The organism is Niabella aurantiaca DSM 17617 (assembly GCF_000374125.1).
Classification (GTDB): domain Bacteria; phylum Bacteroidota; class Bacteroidia; order Chitinophagales; family Chitinophagaceae; genus Niabella; species Niabella aurantiaca.
Genome location: NZ_KB893625.1, coordinates 563723 through 586787, shown reverse-complemented (window position 1 = coordinate 586787; position 23065 = coordinate 563723). Strand labels below are relative to the sequence as shown.

Below are 23065 nucleotides of genomic sequence, written 5' to 3'. Positions count from 1 at the left end.
CACAACAATGAATCGCAGAAAATTCATGACGGATACGGTCACCTCAGGTGCAGGTCTTATGCTGGGCAGCCTCCTGATGGGATCGACCGGCCGGGAAGCCCCTCCCACGGATACCGGGGCACGGACAAGAGATTTTATGCAGGAAGTGCTGAAATACCGGAAGATCGATGCACATGCCCACGCAGACGAAAACCAGTACAAAACCGAGGTGAACCTGGATTTTGCAGACCGGCTCGGTATTGACAAGCTGATGATCTCCAACTTTGTCCGGCCCTTCAGCGAAGGCAGGCCCGACGATTTCAGATCGAAGAACAATTTCATCATAAAGTGTATGAAGGAGCACCCGGGCAGGTTTATCGGTACGGTGGCGCTGAACCCGGCTTTTCAGAAGGAATCCCTCGAAGAGATCGACCGCTGCCGGGATGCCGGCATGACGGGCCTGGGAGAGCTTTACAACCAGGTAAAGATTGATGACCCGCTCTATTACCCGGTCATTGAAAAATGCATCGACCTCAACTGGAACATCATGATGCACTCCCCGGTGGGGCACTCCCGCGTAAAGCTATATCCTACCGAACCCAGGAATATTTCCCTGCCGGAAGACTTCGCACGCATTGCCAAAAGATATCCCGAAGCATTATTCCAGTTTGCCCATATCGGCGGCGGCATTGACTGGGAGTATGCCTGCAAAGTGCTGAAAAACGTACCCAATGTGTTCATCGAAGTGTCCGGGAGCAACAACGCAGCCGGCATGATCGATTTTGCACTGCAATATGTGGGTGAAGACCGGCTGGTGTTTGGCTGTGACTATAGCTTTTACCAGGGCGTGGGCCAGCTTTTTTCCGCCAACCTTACGGATGCACAACGGAGAAAGATCTTTTTTGAAAATATTGCAAAACGGTTAAAAAAAGCAGGTATCCATGTTGATTGACAGCAATGCATATATTGGCCACTGGCCGTTCCTGAAGTTGGAATACAACACACCCGAAGCCCTGCTGGGCAGGATGCAGGAGTTTGGTACGGACGTATCAGTGATCAGCAACCTGAACGGCATTTTCTATAAGAACACGCAGCACGCCAACGAAGAGCTGCGGGATGCCATCCGCAGCAAAAGGGCTTACCGCGACCGGTTCATTCCCTTCGCGGTCATCAATCCCATATACGGCGGCTGGCGCGATGACTTTGAAACATGCGCCACCACAATGGGGATGAAGGGGGTCCGGCTCTATCCCCAGTACCACGGTTATGACATCGCTGCTCTCCCCTGTATTGAACTGGTGAAAATGTGCCGCGATAAAGGCTTACCCGTTGCCTTTTGCCTGAGAATGGTAGACAGCCGGACAAGCTCATGGATGGATCTTGATAAAGAGTGGACATTAAAAAATATAGTACCCATTGTCAAAGCGGTTCCGGACGCAAAATATATGATCGTGAATGTAGCCGGCAGCATGGCGCTGAGCGGGGAAGAAATGAGCCTTTTCAGAAAGGCAGATCTGCTGATGGATTCATCAGGAAGAAGTATGACCAACTGGAGCGACCTGCTCAAACAGTTTGGAACCGGTAAATTCTGTTTTGGTACCCACTCCCCCATCCTGGATTATTTCTCCGGCCTGCTGCGCATTGAATCGCTGAGAAAAAACGAGGCAGACGAACACACAAAAGAGCTGTTGCGGTCCGGAAATATAAAAGGATTGCTCGGATCTTAGCAGGTGGATGCTTCCTTATTTAGAAAACAGGAGCAACCGCAGGTTTTTAATAATAATCATCATCACTCATGAATATTGACCGAAGAAAATTTGTTACCCGGGGCGCGGCCGGTATGGCGGGCATGCTGATAGGCGGCAGCTTAACGGGAAAATCCGCGGCCGGCATACCCGCAGCAGCAGCAACGCCTGCCTCAGGCCCCCAGCCATACGACCTGATGAAGGAAGTAATGCAATACCGGAAGATCGATACCCATGCACATATATACTGGACGGACGACAGCCCGGAAACACAGCTGGATTACGGGCGCCGATTGGGCATCGACCGGCAGGTCATTTCGCGATACCTGGATGTGATGCCCGGCACGCCGGATCAATTCAGGAAGTTCAATGATCTTACCATAAAGGCCATCAAAAAATATCCCGATCACCTGATCGGCGGCTTTGTGCTGAATCCCGTTTACAAACAGGAATCCTTAGATGAGATCAAAAGATGCACTGACGCGGGAATGGTTGGCCCCGGAGAGCTCTACTACCAGGTAAAGATCAACGATCCCAGGTATTACCCCGTCATCGAAAAGCTGATCGACCTGAAGATGATCATCCATTCGCACGGAGAGTGCCAGCTCGGCGTAGGCGGATACCGGATGAAATACAATGGCCATAAGCAGCCGAATACTTCCATCCCCGAAGACTTTGTGGCGATCGCCCGGCGCTATCCCGAAGGCATCTTTCAATATGCCCATATCGGTATGGGCGGCGACTGGGAATATGAATGTAAGCTATTCCGGGATTGCCCCAACATCTATGTAGACACTTCCGGAAGCAACAATGCCGAAAACATGATCGACTTCGCCGTTGAACATCTTGGCGAAGACCGCCTGTTTTTTGCGTCGGACAATTCTTACTACCAGGGCGTGGGGAAGATACTGGCAGCCAACCTAACCGAGCGGCAAAAGCAAAAAATATTTTTCGATAATTATAATAATCTTTTAAAAAAAGGAGGTAGAGGTGTTGATTGATATTAACGCATACACAGGACACTGGCCTTTTATGCAGCTGCAGTATGGTACCTGCGCAACGCTCCTTGCGAGGATGAATAAATTTGGAGTGCACCTATCAGTGATCAGCAACCTGAATGGCATCTTTTATAAAAATACTCAATCCGCCAACCGGGAGCTGTATGATGAGCTGAGGTCACTGGGGCAGCACAGCAGCCGATTCCTTCCGTTTGCCGTTATCAACCCCACCTATGCCGGCTGGCAGCATGACCTGGAGGAGTGCGTGAAAAAATTCGGTATGAAGGGCGTGCGCGTATATCCGAAATACCACGATTACGAAATAAACGACCCATCGCTTGTTGAGTTGGTGAAAAAGGCGCGGGATATGGATCTGCCGGTGGCTTTTAATTATAAAATGGTCGACAGCCGCCAGCGATCCTGGATGGACATCGACTATGTAGCGTATACGCCCAAACCGGAATGGTCCTTAAAAAATATCTTCCCGATCATTAAGGCGGTTCCTGATGCAAAATACATGATCCTGAATGTAACCAACAGCATGCAGCTGGAGGAAGCAGACGCCGCCTTATTTCGCAAGGCCAACGTACTGATGGACACTTCCGGAAGAACGATCAACGACCTGGGGAATCTTTTAAAAACACAGGGTACCGGGCGTTTTGCCTTTGGAACCCATGCACCCATACTGGATTACCTCACCGGGATGTTGCGGATCGAGGCCTTGCGGGAAAGCGAAGCCAGTACAGTTACAAAAGAGCTGTTACGGTCCGGTAATGCAAAAAAGTTCCTGGGGTTATAACGGATCGTGCAAAATAGTTTTTATTATAAATAGCGACCAGCTTATTTCCAATACAGTCGGTGAGGACATTGACCGGGACAAAACAAAAAAGGGGTTTGCCACCGCGCCGCCGTGGTTCCTGTCCCCACGAACCATGAGCTGCAAATAAAAAGACATTATTTTCGGATCATTTCAGGATTACGGAGAGGATCCCATTCATTCATCTGCAAAACAAAAAGCATAATGGCAAAAAAACTATTCCTGCTAAAATTGGCATTACTGGCATTATTGCTCCCTTCCCCGGCACAGCATGCGCATGCCACGCGCATCTTCGGGGGACAGTATTCAGAAGCGCGCATTCGCAACCTCCGGAACAATTGCCACAAATATGAATGGGCGCGGCAGCAGCTCAATGAAGCCGTTAAAAATGCCCGGCCCTGGCTGGCCAAAACCGATGAAGCCCTGTGGGCAATGGTGCCGGGCCAGGATCTGCCAAGGACCATCGATGTAGGATATGATAAATTTGCCAAAGGCCCCAAATTTGTAGGATGTGTTGTTTGCGGGGATCAGATCCTCCAATACGGCAATTACCCCTACAATCCCGATTTCGAAAAAAAACCCTGGAAACTGACCTGTCCCTCCTGCGGATCCGTTTTCCCGACCAACGATTTCGGCAAATATTATCAAAGCGCCCTGGATGAGCACGGGCTCTTTGATCCCGCCAAAGGCGATACCAGCCTGCTGTTCAATACCGATCATCCGGATCCCAAAGACCCGTTACACAAATATGGCGTGGATAACGGCTTTGGCTACGTTCACAACGGCCGGGCTTATAAATACATCGGATACTATACCTGGAAATACTGGCGGTACATCCACGGCGGGCTAACGGCGCTTGCCAACGCTTTCCTGTACACCGGCGATCAGCGTTATGCCCATAAGGCGGCCATTTTGTTAGACCGGATCGCTGACCTCTATCCCTCTATGGATTGGAAGCCCTATGCCGACCGGGGATGGTATCACTCAGACGGATCAACGGGCCGTGGAAAAATAGAAGGCTCTATCTGGGAAACCGGAATCGTACAGGGATTTGCCGATGCTTATGATAAGATCCTGAGCGGCACTCAAAATGATCCGTCGTTGTATGCATTCCTTAAACACCAGGGCGAGCGATACAAACTGCCGAATCCCAAAGGCACACGGGAATTGTTTGTTGCCAATGTTGACGAGGGCATCCTGAAAACCACGTTCCAGGCGGTGCTGGACCAGCGGATCCGTGGCAACCAGGGAATGTACCAGCATACGGTGGCATTGTGTGCCCTGGCGCTGAATACCGAGCCGTTCACCACCAGGTGGCTGGATTGGCTGTTTGCACCCGATGGAGGGGCGATCCCCGAACTGATGATTAACCGCTTCGACCGGGATGGCACTTCCGATGAAGGCGCGCCGGGCTATGCATTTATCTGGGGCCGGCACGTTTCCGCACTGGCGGCGCTGCTCCTGACCTATCCCGGGTACACGAATCATAATATTTTCCGCGATTTTCCGCAATTCAAAAATGCGTATACCGCCGCCTATCGCATGGCCGCTCTTGGCAAAGCCGTTCCCAATATCGGAGATGCCGGATCAACCGGGCTGGTAAGCCTGCAGGGCGCCGATCCTAAATTTATGGCACAGGGATACCTGTACACCCGGGATCCGGCCATCGCTGTTGCCGCTTATCGCGTAAATGGTCATTCGGCAAAAGGACTGGGACTGGATATTTTTTCAGAAGATCCCGAATCAATAAACCGGGAGATACAAAAATTAGGAGAGCAGGCAGGCGCACGCCCCATCGGCGGATATCTTATGAGCGGGTTCGGGCTGGCCCTGCTTGAATCGGACGCAGGTGCATCTGGTATCGCTTTAGCCAATAATTATGGGCGCACCATGCATCATGCCCACAGCGATATGCTGAATTTTGACCTGTTTGCATTCGGGCACTGGCTAACGCCGGATCATGGCTATCCGGAATTTGCAACCAATATACCCAACGTTACAGAATGGACCAGGAGTTCTGTTTCCCACAATCTGGTATTTGTGAACAAACGGCCGCAAAAAGCCGTTTGGGGAGGACATACCCGGCTGTTTAAACAGTTAAAAGGGTTTGGCGTATTTGAGCTGGATGGGAAAGCAGCTTATCCCGATATACAGGAATACAGCCGTACCATGTTCCTGGTAGGTGGTACCGGCAATGGCACTGTCGACAGCAATGCCTATGTTGTCGACATCTTCAGGGTAAAGGGAGGCCACGATCATGTCTTCAGTTTTCACGGCCCCCCGGGCACCGTCAACACCGACGGGCTCCGGCTCCAGGTTCAGGAAAAAGGCACTTACGCCGGTGAGCAGATCGCCAAAGGCACCAAGGCCGCCGGATTTCCTTACGGCTACTCTTTCCTGTACCATATAAAAAAAGATACACGCCCGCCGGCCCGTTTTATGGTAGACTGGAAAGCGGCACCGGGATACCGCGGAATAACCGACAGGGACAATATTCATATCCGCATGCACGCAATGAGCCCCGCCGATGATGTGGCGCTGGCCGACGGCGATCCTCCTCAAAATAAGCCGGGCAACCCCAAAAAGCTCAGCTATGTGCTGATGCACCGAGCGGGCACAGATCTGAACAGCAGCTTTGTCTCCGTTCTTGAACCTTACCGGGATCAACCATTTATCAGATCTGTTCAGCGCCTGGATACCGGCAACGATGAAACCATCGCCATCCGGGTAGAGAAAATGAACGGCGCTACCGACTACCTGTTATACAATCCTTCCACAAAAAAAGAGATGCAGCTGCCCAATGGCATTGCAATGAACGGTGCCATCGGTTATATCCGGGAGCAAAACAACCATGCTGCCAGGGCTGTTCTCGTAAACGGCGCATCGCTCAGCTATAAAAAAATAAACCTCAAATCGGCCGGTGCAATCGGGGGCAAGGTTGTAAAGATGTACCGGGGGCTTGGCGGCGAGGGATGGATACTGGCAGCGGCAAAACAGCCCATTGATAAACGTCTGATCGGCGAGCAGATCGTTATCGAGACAACGGGAGCGCGCGACGCAAGCTACCGGATCCGGAACGTCAAAAAGGAAGGAACATTCACCCGGATATTTTTTGGTCCGGCAACTTTTGTAAGTACGATAAGGAATGGCGGCAAAGAGAAGGGCCTGACAGCGCCGGGGAGCGTGCAAAAACGCAGTTACGACTTTGAAGAGGGCGCACGGTTTAAGATCGCCACCCATACTTCGTGGAGCTCAAAAAAATAAAGACAAAGCTGTTCCGGAAGGATATATCCTGTTTTCCGCACCGATATTCCCTGACCTGCAGGCAGCGATCAGGGCGGTTGGCCGGAACCTGTGGAGACACGCGCCACCCGGGAAATAAAAATGTTGTGACGCTTTTGGAAACTGCCCCGTCAAATCTTATCTTGTATGCTGTAATTCTATAAAAATGTTTTTACTGATCTTTAATATTCTTTTCTGCATCGCCTTTATCGGCTTCGCCTGGGTGAACCTGAACGACAAGGATGCCTGGCTATGGGTAAGCATTTATGGCATCCCGGCAATCCTTTGCGGACTTGCTGTATTTCACAGATATTTTCCGGGAACATACCTCGTAATCGCCGCGCTCTGTTTTGGTTATGCAGTAAGTATCTTCTTTTCAAAAGATGGCGTAAAAGACTGGATACAAAAATACAATGCACCAAGTTTGGTAGAATCGATGAAAGCGAGCAAGCCCTATATCGAAAAGGCAAGGGAGTTTTTTGGCTTGCTGATCGTTGTGGCGGTCCTGCTCGTCAACTATTTTATAACACGTTAACCAGGTACGGATGTTTTCCTTTAATATTGCCCTGTTGCGCACAACGCTGTCGGAACTGTTGCAGAAAGAAAGCGGTGCTGAAAGTTTTGACTGGCTGATCGCCCAGGACGTGACCCCACAAAATATCAACCGGAATTTTTCCCTGGCGGGAAGAAAGTTCTCCAGAAAAAAACCGGATAGTACCCCTGATCACTTCATTTACATAACCGGGAACTTTCCCCAAACCAACTGGAACAGCTGGAGCATACTGGATATGGCCAGGCTGTACCAGCTGCTGCAACTCGAAGCGATCAGCAGGCAGGATTACATTCCTCTCATAGAAGCGCTGTTCCGGCAGGCAGATCTGGGAGAGCTCACCCTTTTATACAAAGCACTGCCCTTTTATGCTTATGCAGAGGAATGGATACCGCGTTGTGCAGAAGGCATCCGGAGCAATATGGGGACCGTACTGGACGCCATCATGCAGGAAAACAATTATCCTTCCGAACAGCTGCCGGAGGCGGCATGGAACCAGATGATCTTAAAAGCCGTGTTCACCGGCAAGGACCTCGCCCGGGTATATGGTCTGCAACAAAGGAACAATCCGGCATTGGCCACTTCCCTGTTCCGCTATGCCGAAGAAAGGCTGGCCGCCGGAAGGGATATCGACGGGGAAATATGGGGATTGACCACTCCCTTTTTTCCGGGAGAGACAGAAACTTTAAAATCAAAATTCTTAGAACAAACAAACGGATATGTGCTGCGGAAATAATGAAATTGAAAAACGGACGGAGCTCCCGGACGCTGTAGATACGGAACTGATAAAAGGTATGTGCTTTTTTGATCCCCATGTACACATGACCTCCCGTACCACGGACGATTACCAGGCAATGGCGGATAACGGGATCGTAGCGCTGATCGAGCCTTCTTTCTGGCTGGGCCAGCCACGCACCCATGTAGGTACCTTTAACGATTATTACAGTTCGCTGTTAGGATGGGAACGCTTTCGCTCAAGCCAGTTTGGCATTAAACACTATTGCACCATCGGGTTGAACTCAAGAGAAGCCAATCATGAGGCCCTGGCAGAGGAGGTAATGGCGGTGCTGCCCAATTTCATTTATAAAGAAGGCGTTGTGGGCATCGGGGAAATCGGCTTTGACGACCAGACAGCGCTGGAGGAAAAATATTACCGGTTACAATTAGAGCTGGCAAAACAAGCCGCATTACCGGTACAGGTGCACACGCCCCACCGCGACAAAAAGAAAGGCACGCAGCGAAGCATGGATATTGCAATAGAGCACCAGCTGGATCCGGCTATGGTCATTATCGACCACAATAATGAAGAAACCGTGGAAGCAGTATTAGACCGGGGATTTTGGGCCGCTTTCACCATTTACCCGTTTACAAAAATGGGAAATGAACGTATGGTGGAGATCGTAAAACAATATGGCGCCGAACGCATCATGATCAATTCCGCTGCCGACTGGGGAATCAGCGATCCCCTGGCTGTTCCCAAAACGGCCATGCTCATGAAGAAAAAAGGCATTCCTGAAGCAACCATAAAAGCGGTCACCTATAGCAATGCGATCGCGGCATTTGGACAAAGCGGGCAAATAGACCCCCACGATTTCGCCGATGGCATGGCCATCAACCAGGCCGAAAAATTTGAGAACAACTCGGTTTTAAGAGGCGGACAACAGCCCCGTATTGACAAAAACTCCATCATTATAAAGTAATGCATCCTTAATGTGAAGCGGCTATTTCATTACATAACACTGTGCCGTCCGGCCAATGTGATCACCGCTATGGCGGATGTGCTGGCAGGCATCAGCATTGTACTGTTTTACAGCAACGGTGACGGACCCGCCAACTTTTATTTCAAGGCGGCATTGCTGCTACTGACAACTGCAGCCCTGTACGCCGGGGGCATCGTTTTCAACGATATTTTTGATGCCGACACAGACCGGGTCGAACGGCCGGAACGCGTTATTCCAAGCGGCATCATATCCAAAAACGCGGCACTCCTGTTCGGGATCCTTTTATTTGCGATCGCTTTGATCAGCAGCGCACAGGTCAATGCGACGGCATTTATGGTCACCTTCGCCATTGTTGCGTGTGCACTGCTGTACGACTACAAAAGCAAGCACCACCCTATTCTGGGTCCGTTAAATATGGGGGCATGCAGGGGGCTGAACCTGTTGCTGGGCATCTCGCTGGTGCCCGGTGTCCTGTACTCCAATATTTATTTGGGCATCGGTCCGCTCGTTTACATTTTTGCGGTCACCACCATCAGCCGGGATGAAGTACATGGCGGTAAAAAGAAAAACCTTGCCATTGCCTTTATTCTTTACCTGCTCGTTTTTATGATCCTGTGCATCCAAAGCAGCTATACCCGGGTATATACCGGGCTTTGGCTGTTGCTGCCGTTTTGCATCAGCATCCTGCGGCCGTTATATAAGGCATGGCAGAATCCTTATGCAAAAAATATCATTAAAGCAGTAAAAGCAGGCGTGCTCAGCATCATTTTTTTAGATGCTACCTGGGCCGCTATCCATCACCAGTTCCTTATTTGCGGCATCATTCTTTGCCTGCTGCCGATCTCAATCTTATTAGGAAAATACTTTGCCGTTACATAACTTTATGTATGATTATTGAACAACGATTTACAATACGCTATCATTACAATATCCACTTCATTACCGGTGTTTTTAATGCAGACAACCCTACATTTGGAGACATACTATCCGCCCACTCCAACAGCGGGTTTTCACCTTCCCTGCTGTTTGTAATTGACAGCAATGTAGGCGCGCAGCATCCGCAGCTGCTGTCCGCTATAAAAAACTACCTGTATCAAAACATGCCTGGCAGCAACAGTCCGCATTTTCTTATTATACCTGGTGGCGAAAAAGCCAAGGAAAGCAGCAACGCCTACCAGGCCATACTCAACGCGATCCATCAATACAATATTGACCGGCACTCATTTGTGGTGGCTATCGGCGGCGGAGCGGTTTGTGATGTAACCGGGTTTGCCGCAACCGTGGCACACAGGGGCATCAAACTGATCCGCATTCCCACCACTACGTTGGCGCAGAATGATGCGGCAATTGGGGTAAAAAACAGCATCAATGCATTTGGCAAAAAGAACTTCTTAGGCACCTTTTCCACGCCAGTTGCGGTGATCAATGATGGCGCATTTCTTAAAACGCTTTCCTCAAGAGTATGGATATCCGGGATCTCCGAGGCAATAAAAGTAGCCCTGATCAAAGATGCCCGGTTTTTCGAGCGGATGGAGCAGTTAGCGCCTGCCTTAACGGCAGGCAACGAGGACGCCATGCTGGAAACCATTATCCAATGTGCAAAACTGCATTTACAGCATATCGCAAGCGGCGATCCGTTTGAGACCGGTTCATCAAGGCCACTGGATTTCGGACACTGGAGCGCACACAAGCTGGAGCATATGTCGGGTTATAAATTATTACACGGGGAAGCCGTTGCCATAGGTATGGCGCTGGATTGTACGTATGCAAATATGATGGGCTATTTAAGCAGCGATGCACTCAACAGGATCCTTGATCTCTTATCCGGCCTGAACCTGCCGGTAACCCATCCCCTGCTGGAGGACACAGAAGCATTACTGAACGGGCTCAACGAATTCAGGGAGCATCTGGGAGGGGTATTGACCATCCCTTTATTAAGAGATATTGGTGAAACCTGTAATGTTTCCATTATAGACGAACCGACCATGCGGTGTGCTGCAAAAAAATTAGCAGCCGTTTCACAACCCACTTCTTTAGTATAAACAGCATGATCACCGATTACGGGCATCTTACCTATTGCAGCAATATTCATTCCGGGGAAGATTGGGCTGCACATTTTGAGCAGCTTCAAAAATATTTTCCGGAGGTCAAAAAAAAATGCAGCCCCCGGTCTGCTATGGGTATCGGCCTGCGGCTTTCTGCAATGGCAGCCCAAACGCTTTCCCAAAAAGGAGCATGCGCCCGGTTTAAGCAATGGCTGGATGCGCAAAATGCCTATGTATTCACGATCAATGGATTTCCCTACGGGGGCTTTCATCAAACGGTTGTAAAAGACAGTGTACATGCTCCCGACTGGACCACTGCAAAACGGGTAACCTACACAAAACGGCTGGCCGGCATATTGGCAGCATTGATACCGGCAAAAATGGAAGGGAGCATTTCCACCTCCCCTTTGAGCTACCGCTACTGGCATAAAACAGAGGCAGCAACTGCCCGTGCCATAGAGCGGTCAACATCCAACCTGGTTGCCGTTGTGGAGCATTTGATACTGCTGGATCAAAAATACGGGAAAACCATTTTTATCGCGATCGAGCCCGAGCCCGATGGTATTTTAACCAATACCCAATCCTTTATCCACTGGTATAAAGAAGTATTAATGCAAACCGGCGCAAGCCAGCTGGGTCAAAAACTGGATATACCGGTCTCAAAGGCACGTACCGTTTTAAGAAAATATATCCGGCTTTGTTATGATGTATGTCATGCCGCCGTTAATTATGAAGACCATTTTACCAATATCCGCCTGTTACAAAGATCCGGGATCAAAGTCGGGAAGATACAGATCAGCGCTGCGCTGAAAGCGGTTTTCACCCGGAAAGAAGAAAACAAAAGCGCCCTGGTAAACGCAGTTAAGAATTTTTTGGAGCCCACATATTTGCACCAGGTTATCGGCCGCCGTGATGGCAATGAGCTGGTATCCTATCCCGATCTGCCGGAGGCGTTGAAAAAGATCGATACTACGCCGGTTAAAGAATGGCGCATCCATTACCACGTACCTATTTTTACCAGAAGAATAGCACCGTTATCCACTACACAGGAGGATATCCTGACCGTTTTAAACATTCATAAAAAGATGCCGCTTACTCAACACCTGGAAATTGAGACCTACACATGGGAGGTATTGCCGGCCTCTCTGAAAAAAGACATCGCAGGCTCCATTACCAGGGAAATGAAATGGGTAATAAAACAATTGAGCACATAATTAATCTAAAGTCACCCGCTCATTGATTCAAATTGAATTGTATGAATTTGTGTAACCCATACTAATTGGACATTTAAAGTACACTTAAAAATGGTATCATCCAAAAAAGGACCTGATAATGAACCGGCATCAAAATTATTTTTATCAATTTACGGGCCCGGCAATGAGGACCCTGCCCCAGAACGCGGGCCAGGGTTTATGTCTCCACAAACCATTTTAACAGGACAGCCATTTTAATAAAACAGATACCGGTCTATTATAAAAAGGACGCCCGGAATCGGTTACGGCACGATGCCGGTAAGCAATTCTATTGGATTCAGTACAAAGTTGCAGATTCCGCTTTTAGCGGACCGTTGAGCTGTATAATTTCTATTTTTGGTTTTATACAACTTGATCAAAATGAAGTCGTAATTTATTCAAAGATGAAAGATCCGTTATGGCCGCGATGATTGTGTGTCGCACAAGTTTTTTACCCGGCATGATATTTCTTTGAGATCTAATTCTAAAGTCGCTCCTATGTTATTAATTATCATCTCACCCCAGGGTTTACAGATGTTGCCAAATAATATCATAAATGGCCGTTGGCTCCACCTCTTGTTTTGATGAAAGATCTTTTGTAATCAATATTGGTTTGTACTCATCTGCGATAAAAGGGCTTCCGTGTGAGCCTTTAACTAAAGAGGCATCTAAAGGAATGACGTCCATTACATAACGTATTCCCAGTTTCTTTCTAAGCAGTTTGTAGGCTGCCCTTGCTTTTGAAGTCATGAACATTTCTACGGGATCGTAACCGGGTTTTTTATGTATGTCAACACATCTTGCATAGTCAGGTGCCAGTTTATCGTTGTTCCAAAAATAATAGGTAAACCAGCTACTGTTGTCTGCCACTACTACCAGATCGCCGGAACGCTCATGATGAATATGATAGTTCAATTGTTCTGTTTTATCTAATACACAGGCGATTCCGTTCGTGGTTTCAAGCAGGCCTTTTATTTCGGTTATCAGTGTTTTATCTTGAATGTATACATGTGCTACCTGGTGATCGGCTACTGCAAATGCTTTTGAAGCGCCGGCATCTAACAACTCCAGCCCGCGTTCATTTCTTATAGCTATATAACCGCTACGGCGCAGTATCCTGTTTATATGTATGGGGTTGTCAACAGGGGTAATGCCATATTCCGACAACACAATGACAGACGCATTTTGTTGCTGGTAATAATTGATCAACCGCATCGCCACTTTATCTATTTTGCCGCATTCATCTTTTATGAGCGCTTCATCTGCACCAAATTTTTGCAGGCAATAATCTAAGTGTGGCAAATAAATCAGTGTTAATGTAGGATTGTGTAACTGATCTGTTTTTATTGATGCTTCAGCGATCCACTGTGAGGATTTAATATTTGCACCCGGTCCCCAGAACTGAAAGAGCGGAAATGGCCCCAACTCCTGCTGCAGCCTATCCCTTAAAGAAGCCGGATGCGTATAACAATCAGGCAGCTTACGTCCGTCTGCAAGATAGTTGGGTCGTGGGGTAGCGCTATAATCAACCGATGAATACATGTTGTACCACCAAAACATATTGCTAGTTGTGAAACCGGCATCCCTTTCCTTTGCTGCTTCCCAGATCTTTTTCGCCTGCACCAGTTTGTTCGATTGCTTCCAGAATTTTATTTCGCTATCGATATGATCATACCAGCCGTTGCCTACTATGCCAGTATCAGACGGCCACTTTCCGGTGAGGTAGGTAGATTGAACAGCTGTGGTTACAGCGGGCAGCATAGGCTTTATTATGCTCAGGTTGTTCTGCGCTGCATACCTGTTAAGCGACGGGAGCAGATGAAGAACAGATTTTGATAAGCCTACAATATTCAGTACAACGGTCTTTTGCATTATTAATTCAAGTTAATCGTTAAACTGGAGGTTTATTCAAAGCAAATGTGGAAATAAACATTACCAGTCCTAGCTGTTGTCATTACTACACTGTCATTTATCATTCTCCGGCGATCCTCTTACAACCTGTTTCTTTTAAAATATCATCCACAATACAGTAAATTCTTTGTACCAATTAATCATTTAATAATCACTCCTTATACGGGACTACATTGTTCACGTATAATATTTATTCGCCTGGTTAACGCTCCATGGACAATATAATCATTTTCCCGGTGCTTGTATTAACAGCAACCTCGCCTTTCGGAAGGCTTATCAACTGGCTGATTGACCCGCTGGTAGTCCAGTGTGCAAAGGGCTGTCCCTTCTGATCCAGAGCTATAACATGCCCGTCATCAGTTCCAACTACAATATCCATTCTGCCGTCATTATTCAGATCAGTTTGTACCATAGATAAAACGGGTTCGCCAAGGTCACGCCGCCAAACCGGTCTACCATCAGGTTTAAGTGCCACAATATTTGAGCTCAGCGTACTCACAAGGATTTCCTTTTCCCCATCGCCATCTACATCCATAAATCCAACGGCTGTAGCGCCGTCACCTGTGCTATAGGTCCAGCGGCGTTTGCCATCGGCTTCTACCGCATAAAGGTTTCCGTCAGCTCCGGCAATATAAGTAGTAAGTTTTCCCATACCTGATAGGTCGGCTGCAGCTACGGCATTCGCACCAGGGCCGCCACGGACGGTCCATTTTTGTTTTCCATCAGAAGTAATGGCGGGCCAGCTGTAATAACTGGTGCCGGCAATTACTTCTTCTCTGCCATCTCCGTCAAGGTCTGCTGCAGCACCAGTGGTAGAAGGATGAATGCTTAAGAACTTCCATAAAACCTTTCCGCTATTATCGTAAGCATAATGATACCAGTTGGCAGCACCCACGATCAGTGAACGGTTTTTATCACCTTTAAGATCGGCAGACATAAAATAAACAACGGCCTTTTCTTTTCTGTATACAGGGATCTGACCTTCCCATATAACCTTGCCAGACTGATCCAGCACAACAAAACGTCCGTCGGTATTTCCGGCAACAATCCGTTCAGCGGCATTCTTCTCCAGTTTTCCGGCCCATACTGCACTAATATTGCCACCCACATTATATTTCCATCGCACCTTTAGGTCCGGTGATAAGGCATAAAGCATTCCGTCACCTCCGGCAGTATACAAGCCTTCTTCACCCGCAGCTGCAGGGCGGAACACAGTTGCTTTTTCAGGAGTGAACGCATACTTTTCAACGATCTTGCCGGAGCCCAGGTTAACCGAAACTTTAGCCGTAACCGGTGAAGGTTCGGGGAACTGTATATTAAATTGTTTTGGCAAATTTATACCTTTAACAAGGTGCTTTCCTGCACCGATACTAACAATAAAGCTACTGCCTCTTTTCACCTCACTAACCGGTTGTCCATCCAGCAATATACCACCGTTTGCATTATTATAAAAGGTGATTTGTGTTTGTTTATCTGTTGTCAGGGTAATTCCGTCCGCTGAGAGTTCCGCTGATATGGAGTCTGCAGCTTGAAATATTTGTTTATCTTTCAGGATAAGTGTTCGGGCTCCACCTAGTACAATGCGCTCTTTTGTGATCCAGTATAGCCTGGCATCTGTTTTCAGACCGGCCAGTTTAACAAAGCCTGTTCCTATCAATGCCTGGGCACTTCCGGTACCTAATAATAATGACGCCTCGGTTACCCTTACTGCCTTTATTGGGGTTTTGCCTTCTGCGCCTGCGCTCATAACATTCATCACATACAGTTTATCCCCCTTCTTAAGGGTAGCAGTACGGGTTTGCTGTAATGAATTAACTATCGGATCCGCATATGGATAATCGGTCCAATTTTTGCCTACTGCAACATCTCTGAAATTTCTCAAGCCGGAACCATCCAGGTTTTGAATATGAAACTGCACTCCCTGTTGTGTCAGGCTAAAGGTATTATTTTTAAATGAAGGTTTTCCAAGCGTATGCCATAATGTGCGCACACTATACGATTCCCCGCTGTTTGCTTTTACTTCGTCAATAAAAACAAACGCGCGTTCTTTGTCCCAGATAATACTACGCGTCCAGTCAGTACCTCCATAAGCGGGGGTGGTGGTGCGTGTCATACCCACGCGGGGTAAATCGGCAACCAGTTCCCGTTTAATGAATGGAGGCATTTCCGTTGCCTGGCCATCACGGAAGATCAGCAGGGTATTGTGGTATTTGGGAGAAGACTTTATATAATCTCCATCGGCCAGCCAGATGCGGCCATGATCTGATAGCCTTAAAACTGAATTTCCATCCTTATGTCCATGGTAACCAACATTGATGCCATCAATGACCATATATTGTTTTTGCGGATCGAAAGACGACCGGAACGATATTTTATCAAAAGTCTGTTCTCTGGGAACAGTTCCTTTTCCATTCAGTGAAACATAAAACAATGAATCTAATGGCAGGCATTTGGTACCTAACAAATCAACCGGCTCAACAGGGATCACATTAACAGGTAAGCTATCCCTTTCAGTAAGCGATTTTCTGATAGTCTCCCTGCTTTTGAGAAGCGCCCAGGAATATCGGCCATCACGTTGTACGGTAGTCAGAAAGGTCCATAACGCAAAATGGGATTGCGGATTAGAACCCGCCATATCTCCATACGCACATTGGCGCCCAAGGTTATCCATCGTCATAATGGGAATGTCACCGGCAATTTTTGCATAGCCCGAATCAAACCAGCTGAAATCAGGTCTCGTTGTTGTATAATAGCCTATATGCCGCATGGCAAGCCCGAGGTAGGCGCCACAATCTTCCTGTGATTTCCATGATCTCATCTGTATCCGAAAACAATCATCACCCATGCCTAACCATTTCGGTCCACCGGCATAACCGGGATAATATTTACTGAAATACCGGCCTGCGGCAGAAAAACCCTGCCCGGGGAAAGTGTGATGATTATGTCTTATAATTGATGTTTTGAAAGCGGGGATATATGCATACTTCTCATAATAGTGAATGTAGTTCAGCATAATACCCATTATTTTCCGGCGATCCTCATCGCTTAATGAGCCGCTTTCTTCTACATTATCCCATGCTGTCATAAATGGTGCAAACTGCATATCGGCCCCGCTTCCCCAGGGGCTGTCAAAGTCGTTCGGCTTATTGACCCTAAGATCATATTCCAGAAAAACCAGTTCACGAAAAAGCTTTGCCTGTCCTTCTTTACCATATAGATTGTAGGCATTAGCCGCCTGTGCAATAGTAGGAAAGAGGCCGTTATGCTTACCGGCAATAAATTCAACAGTAGACCTATCAAGTATTTTTGCAATATCATCGTCAGTCAGATCCGGAGATTGATCCCTGATGCCTTCTGCCTTCAGTATACGGGATATATTCAACGTAGCTCCTTTAGGAAGGTCTGCACAGAAACGTGTAGCAGCTTTTTTAATACCGTTTATATTGCTGCCGCCCAGAACAATTACGTTAGCACCGGTACCCCAGGGATCTGAAACAGTTTGCACTACATATGCATTTGCACCCGGATAGTTATTGTCAACTGCACAGTAACCACGGAAATAGAGATGCGCAACCAGCCCGTTTGTCTGAAGGTTTCCAAGAACGACCATATTTTTATCAGGCGTTGATCCCCTCAGCTCACCACGCAAATTTGCTATTTTTTCCACAGGAATAATCTCCAAGGTGGCGCCGGCAGCAGTTTTGATGGCAGATTGTACTTTTTTGGCCAGTTCCAAAAACCCAGGTATAGCTGGCGTAACAATAATCCCGTTAGGCCTGCCCTGGTCCGCTAATAATGTCTGAACTAATAATGGCTTCCGCTTTGGAAGATCATCTAAATATGTATTTTTATCTATTTCTTGTGCAACAACGCAATCGCAGGAAATGAAAAACACAAGCGATATCAGTGTAAAGAGCTTTTTCACTAATTTATCACAGTTAAATTAAGCCTACCAATCATCCCTGTTTTGCGGCCCAGTACGGGCAATAGCCACCCGGGGATATGGGACCACGCAGCAGCTGGCAACCACCGTATTTACTGTCCCCCTCCGGTTTTAAATAAAGGGCACAATTGTCGCAGCGGTTATCCTCCATCGGTGTTTTTTCCACATACCCGAGATTCTTCCTTTTGTCAAAATCCTCCTGTGTCATTTCAGAGCTGTCGATGATCGCGCTGCCCTGCTGCTCGGGTACGGTAGCAGGTTCGCCTGTCTTTGGTGCTTCCGCCGGCTTTTCGGCAGGTTGCTCATTATTGCCACATCCCTGTAGCAGCACTGCACCGAAAGCTGTTGTAGTTGCTGAAAAAAGAAATCGCTTCAAAAATTTACGTCTGTCTTGCATAGAACTTTTAATTTAATTGATAACTGCACAAATGGGAGTTACTCACAAAATAGATCTTGTTATTGTAATAAGCGCCGCCAGCTTCGATCATCACCGGCGACAGGGCAACGGTTTCCAATTTATAGGAGGATCTGTTTACTTTTAAGATCCCCTTTCTGCAGATCAGGTAGCGTTCCCCGGTAGAAGGATCCTTCACAAATACCCTCGGCGATTGCACGGTTACCACCGGGCCCAGGGCATCCGGTAGCGTCTCTTTATAGATAACGCTCCGCTTGATGGGGTCGAAAACAAAAAACAGGCGACTATCTGCAATTCCAAATACAACCGCACCGGCCTTGTGTAGATCACTATAGGTTTGGGTACCCGGGAAAACAGGTTCCTGCCAGATGGGTTTTAGTGTTTTTGCATCAAAAAGATACAGTACTGCTTCTTTCGCCTTTTTCAAACCGCCGGTACCGGGCGCAGTCGTAGTGCCGGCAAGTACCCTATGGTCGTCCAGGGCGGCCATACTCATGGTAGACTGATCGGGGATCAGCTGGCTGTCCGCCAGCGTGTTTATGGTTCCCCCGCCCTTATTATAGATCAGCATGCCGCCTCCGGTATAGCCATACTCCGGCGTACCGGTCATCAATACTTTGCCCAGCTGATCCAGTACCAAAACACGGTGCGGCCGGTGAACATTTTGTTTATCGGCGCCCAATACCACGGGGTTTGCCGCTGTGCCATCATTGCTTACCGGCTGATCCGTATTGTATTGTACCAGCGCACCATATGGATACGAAGCAAAATAAACAGCATTCTTAAATGCCGCAGAAGCATTGAACTGCCCGTAAGCCTTGTGACGTTTAAATGTATTTGCAGCCGGGTCAAACTCAAAGAACCGCATGGGGAATGTAGTACCGCCGATCAGTTTTCCACCTAAGGTTACGTCCACCGCCATTACAAGACTTCCCTCGCTGGCATATTTAAAGTTCACTTTCTTTTCACCGGCGCCATGGGTCACCACCAGCTCGCGAAGACCAAAATCGATGCTTTTGATAACCGATCCGTCCGGAAACTTTTTATAAAAAAGAGATTGACTTCCGGCGATATACGGTTTCTCGTTGGTCACTTTAAATTCTTCAGTGGTAAACACCGCAACTCCATCGGAGAGCTTTATGCGCTTCCCGCCTTCTTCCATCGATGCTGTTCCATATACGGCGCCATCCCGCGACCGGTACAAGGAGGGCCATCCCTTCAGCCGTTTATCTCCCTGCAGCAGCTTCCGGGTCTCTTTTGTTTTTGGATCAAAGGCAATGATCTGCGTTTCCGTAGACCCGATCCCTATATATATCCACCCATCCGCATCCGCTGCAATGGCCCTGGGATATTGCTTCCAGGGCTCTTTGTTCACAAAACCATAATTCACCAACTGCCTGGTCTTGGGATTGTAGGCAACCAGCCCGCCATTGGGATAGGTGGCCGCCCAGATCAGGCCCTGATCGTCCTCCGTAAAAGCCATCGCCGTAACATCAAAAGCTTTTTGCGAAAAGGTAAATTCATTTTTTACCGGGTCGAATGCCGCAAAATGATTGTTGAAATAGGCATAAAATTTATTATCGGAAGATAAGATCGATGCATAGGGCGCATCGCCCGGAGGAAACGGCAGATCAAACAGGCGTGAAGCCCCTGAAGCCACATCGATGGACAATAATCCATATCCGCCCCGGTGATCAAACAGCCAGGCCAGCACAACATTCTTTCCTCCGGCGCCGGTGGTGGCCACTACGCCCCTGTCGTTGCTTTCGGGGCAGGCAACACCATAATCATAAAAACCGCTTCCCAGGTCCTGTGCGCTGCTGCAATAACAGCCTACAAGGCCAAAAAGAAAAAGGCAAACGGACCGAAGACCTATATACATTTCAAACAAATTAAGATCAATGATGAACCGGGTTATCTATTTTGCGATGGGGCGCTGTCGATGAGTTCTGAAACATCCGTCCCACCGGGAGCTCAGAACGACATCCAAAACCTGGAGCCGCCGGGGGCCGTTAAACAGTCCTTTTTTACCTGATAAAGTGATGAGACAGCAAGTCCCGACGACTGACGAACAATAACTTTCCGGATTTCCGGTTCATCTTTCGTTCGCGGCTTTTGGTCAGCCCTGGTAAAAATATTACCCCCCTATTTTTTTGCCTCCTTTATTTTCAGGTATTTCGCTACCGTATCCGCAACATCCTTTGCAGGGCTGGTCCGCAGCTTTTCGATTGCGGATAAGGTTGCCGGGCTTGCTTTGATTTTTCCGGTACGATACACTTTACCCATACCTTTGATGATGGCATACTTCCATCCCGGGTTACCGGCCAGTGCCGCGGCATCCATCTGCTTGAACAGTGATGCCACTTCCTGGGAATTGTTGCGCGCAGCAATGATGCTTGCATAATCTTCTACCAGCGCCCCTTTATCCGGAACAAACTCATTAAAAAACGTTTTACGGTCCATCAATGCGTTGAAGAACGCCGTAGTACTGCCATCCGGGCTGCTCAATATGGCCGTTTTGTACCAGGGGTTGCTTCCGCCATACTTTTCAGCAACCTGCAGCAAAACATCCCTGACCAGCTGTTTGTTCTTTGCATTTCCGATACTCAGCGTAGCCTGTAAAGAAACCCTTGTCGAGGGATCATTAACGGCGATCTGCCCGATCTCCGGGGCCAGCTCGGGATAGCGTTCCGCCAGGATCACACCATGCTCCCGCACACCCGGGGTTGCATCTGCCAGGGCGATCTTTACAGCAGCGGCATCCAGGGCTTTTAATCCATCCAGGGTATAAAGGGCATGCAGCCGCTCCAAAGGATTATTGGTGGTTTTCACCGTTTGCTTTAAGGCATCGACGACCGTTTGATCCTGTTTTGCAATGATCAATCGCTGCGCCTGCAGCCGGTACCATTGGTTACCATTACCCAGGTAGGGTAAAAGCTGGGCCGCGGTCATCGAAGACAATTTTGCAAAGTCGGTGACCGGTTTCTTCCCTTTAGGCACGATCCGGTAGATCCTTCCCATATCACTGCCGCGCATAAAGTCCATATCTTTTTTCAGGCTGTCCGGGATCGACATCGGCGTTTCAATATGCTGCCGGTAATAATCGATAACGTACAAGTACCCGTCGGGTCCTACGGTAAAGCCAACAGGCCGGAACCAGGAGTCGGTGGTCGCCAGGAATTCCCGGTCCTTTTCGCCCGCCGCCCGCTTAGCCGTATATACCGGGCTCTGCATATCCAGGGTTAAAATATCCCGGTGCACCAGGCTGCCCGCAACATCGCCGGTGAACACATTCCCGTAAAACTCTTTAGGGAAAGCATCAGCATCATACACAGTTCCGCCGGAAGCGCCGGTAAAATGATCTCTTGCATATTCGATCTGCTTGGAACCCTGTTTTTTAAAGTTCACATTGCGCGCATCGGTACGCGCCTGGCGCCAGTACGGCGTTTCGGTTCTTTGATACATGATGGGATCGTGATCTGAAATATTGATGATCGCCCTTGGATTTTTTAAATATTCAATGCGATGCGTGTATCTCCAGGGGATCACCGACTCCTGGATGTGGATGGAATTCTCCGTAAAGAACCGGTGGCCCCAGTCGTTAATGGTTTGTCCAAACTGCCCCGGGCCTGTTTCCTGCTCAAATTTTTTCTGATCCAGCCGGAACCGGAAATCGGCCCCCTGCATATTGATGGGCGACACATTGGGCTCATCCGGAGCGCTTACTTCCCCCGCCTGTCCGCGATTATTTGCATAGATCCAGTTATCAACCGAGTAACGCAGGCTGGTGATCTGCGCTTCCGAATTGGCTTTGTAAAAGCCGGTGTACAACACCTCTTTTATATCGGCCTTATAATCACTGTTGGTGTCTTTCAAAAACAAAATATCCGGCGCTGCTGTTACGATCAGCCCGCCGTTCCAGGGTAGTACACTGGTCGCTTCAGAAAGTTTATCAGCAAAAACGACGGAAGAATCGATACGTCCGTCCTTATTCAGATCCAGCAGCACCCGCACATTCCCCTTTTCTTCTCCGGGCTTGGGTGGAAAAGGATAGTCGGGCATCCCAATGGCATACGCGATCCCGTTTTCATCAAAAGCAAGATCCACCGGATCGGTAATATAGGGCTCTGCCGCAAATACCTGTATCTCAAAATCCGGGTCCAGTTCAAACTTTTTCAACGCCTCATCGGTAGTAAGCGGTTCCGCATACAGCGGTTTTGAACCCTGTTTTCCGTCGTTGTTCTTACAGGAAAAAAATACGATCAAACAAAGGGAACATACTACTGAAAATAAACTAAGCTTTCTTTTCATAAACTACTATATTGAATATAAATTTTTGACCAGGGAGTCAGGAACCGGAGACCAGCGCGATCTTCTTTCCGGATCACAAAGCAGTATTTTTTGGCAACAGAAACTACAGCTTCCGT

General features: G+C 48.2%; 16 protein-coding genes. 11 read left to right on the top strand and 5 right to left on the bottom strand.

Annotated features, from left to right (window positions below):
• Positions 1–7: 7 nt before the first annotated feature.
• The 11 genes from B160_RS0102390 to eboE all read left to right on the top strand — a co-directional run bounded on the left by B160_RS0102390 (position 8) and on the right by eboE (position 12351).
• On the top strand, positions 8–931 hold the full coding sequence (locus tag B160_RS0102390) for an amidohydrolase family protein (RefSeq protein WP_018626257.1): 924 nt from the start codon (positions 8–10) through the stop codon (positions 929–931).
• On the top strand, positions 921–1706 hold the full coding sequence (locus B160_RS0102385) for an amidohydrolase family protein (RefSeq protein WP_018626256.1): 786 nt from the start codon (positions 921–923) through the stop codon (positions 1704–1706). The genes B160_RS0102390 and B160_RS0102385 overlap by 11 nt, the downstream gene beginning before the upstream one ends.
• A gap of 68 nt (positions 1707–1774) precedes the next feature.
• Complete coding sequence (locus B160_RS0102380; protein WP_018626255.1) at positions 1775–2725, top strand: amidohydrolase family protein; 951 nt, start codon at positions 1775–1777, stop codon at positions 2723–2725.
• Positions 2715–3521, top strand: coding sequence for an amidohydrolase family protein (locus tag B160_RS0102375; protein WP_026309465.1), 807 nt, complete (start codon positions 2715–2717; stop codon positions 3519–3521). Before B160_RS0102380 ends, B160_RS0102375 begins: the two co-directional genes overlap by 11 nt.
• A 222-nt stretch (positions 3522–3743) precedes the next feature.
• Positions 3744–6803, top strand: a complete 3060-nt coding sequence (locus B160_RS0102365; protein ID WP_018626252.1) for a heparinase II/III domain-containing protein — start codon at positions 3744–3746, stop codon at positions 6801–6803.
• A gap of 184 nt (positions 6804–6987) precedes the next feature.
• Complete coding sequence (locus B160_RS0102360; RefSeq protein WP_018626251.1) at positions 6988–7356, top strand: transmembrane 220 family protein; 369 nt, start codon at positions 6988–6990, stop codon at positions 7354–7356.
• A gap of 10 nt (positions 7357–7366) precedes the next feature.
• Entirely contained in the window at positions 7367–8107 is a 741-nt protein-coding gene (locus tag B160_RS0102355; RefSeq protein WP_018626250.1) for an EboA domain-containing protein, read from the top strand.
• Entirely contained in the window at positions 8091–9071 is a 981-nt protein-coding gene (locus B160_RS0102350) for a TatD family hydrolase (RefSeq protein ID WP_018626249.1), read from the top strand. Before B160_RS0102355 ends, B160_RS0102350 begins: the two co-directional genes overlap by 17 nt.
• Before the next feature lie 12 nt (positions 9072–9083).
• Positions 9084–9971, top strand: a complete 888-nt coding sequence (eboC, locus tag B160_RS0102345) for a UbiA-like protein EboC (protein ID WP_018626248.1) — start codon at positions 9084–9086, stop codon at positions 9969–9971.
• 8 nt (positions 9972–9979) lie between these two features.
• Positions 9980–11134, top strand: a complete 1155-nt coding sequence (locus B160_RS0102340) for a 3-dehydroquinate synthase (protein ID WP_018626247.1) — start codon at positions 9980–9982, stop codon at positions 11132–11134.
• 5 nt (positions 11135–11139) lie between these two features.
• Positions 11140–12351, top strand: a complete 1212-nt coding sequence (gene eboE, locus B160_RS0102335) for a metabolite traffic protein EboE (protein WP_018626246.1) — start codon at positions 11140–11142, stop codon at positions 12349–12351.
• A gap of 546 nt (positions 12352–12897) precedes the next feature.
• On the opposite strand, the gene B160_RS0102325 is transcribed toward eboE, so the two are convergent.
• From B160_RS0102325 to B160_RS0102305, 5 genes are all read right to left on the bottom strand, one after another.
• On the bottom strand, positions 12898–14241 hold the full coding sequence (locus B160_RS0102325; protein WP_018626245.1) for an alkaline phosphatase family protein: 1344 nt from the start codon (positions 14239–14241) through the stop codon (positions 12898–12900).
• A gap of 241 nt (positions 14242–14482) precedes the next feature.
• Positions 14483–18205 carry an outer membrane protein assembly factor BamB family protein gene (locus tag B160_RS0102320; RefSeq protein WP_018626244.1) on the bottom strand — a complete coding sequence of 1241 codons (3723 nt, stop codon included), beginning with the start codon at positions 18203–18205 and terminating at the stop codon, positions 14483–14485.
• Positions 18206–18236: 31 nt separating this feature from the next.
• Positions 18237–18620: a high-potential iron-sulfur protein gene (locus B160_RS0102315; RefSeq protein WP_018626243.1), complete on the bottom strand. Its 384-nt coding sequence runs from the start codon at positions 18618–18620 to the stop codon at positions 18237–18239.
• Positions 18621–18627: 7 nt separating this feature from the next.
• Positions 18628–20520, bottom strand: a complete 1893-nt coding sequence (locus B160_RS0102310; protein WP_018626242.1) for an NHL repeat-containing protein — start codon at positions 20518–20520, stop codon at positions 18628–18630.
• Between the two features lie 263 nt (positions 20521–20783).
• Entirely contained in the window at positions 20784–22949 is a 2166-nt protein-coding gene (locus B160_RS0102305; protein ID WP_026309464.1) for a PVC-type heme-binding CxxCH protein, read from the bottom strand.
• Between the last annotated feature and the right edge of the window lie 116 nt (positions 22950–23065).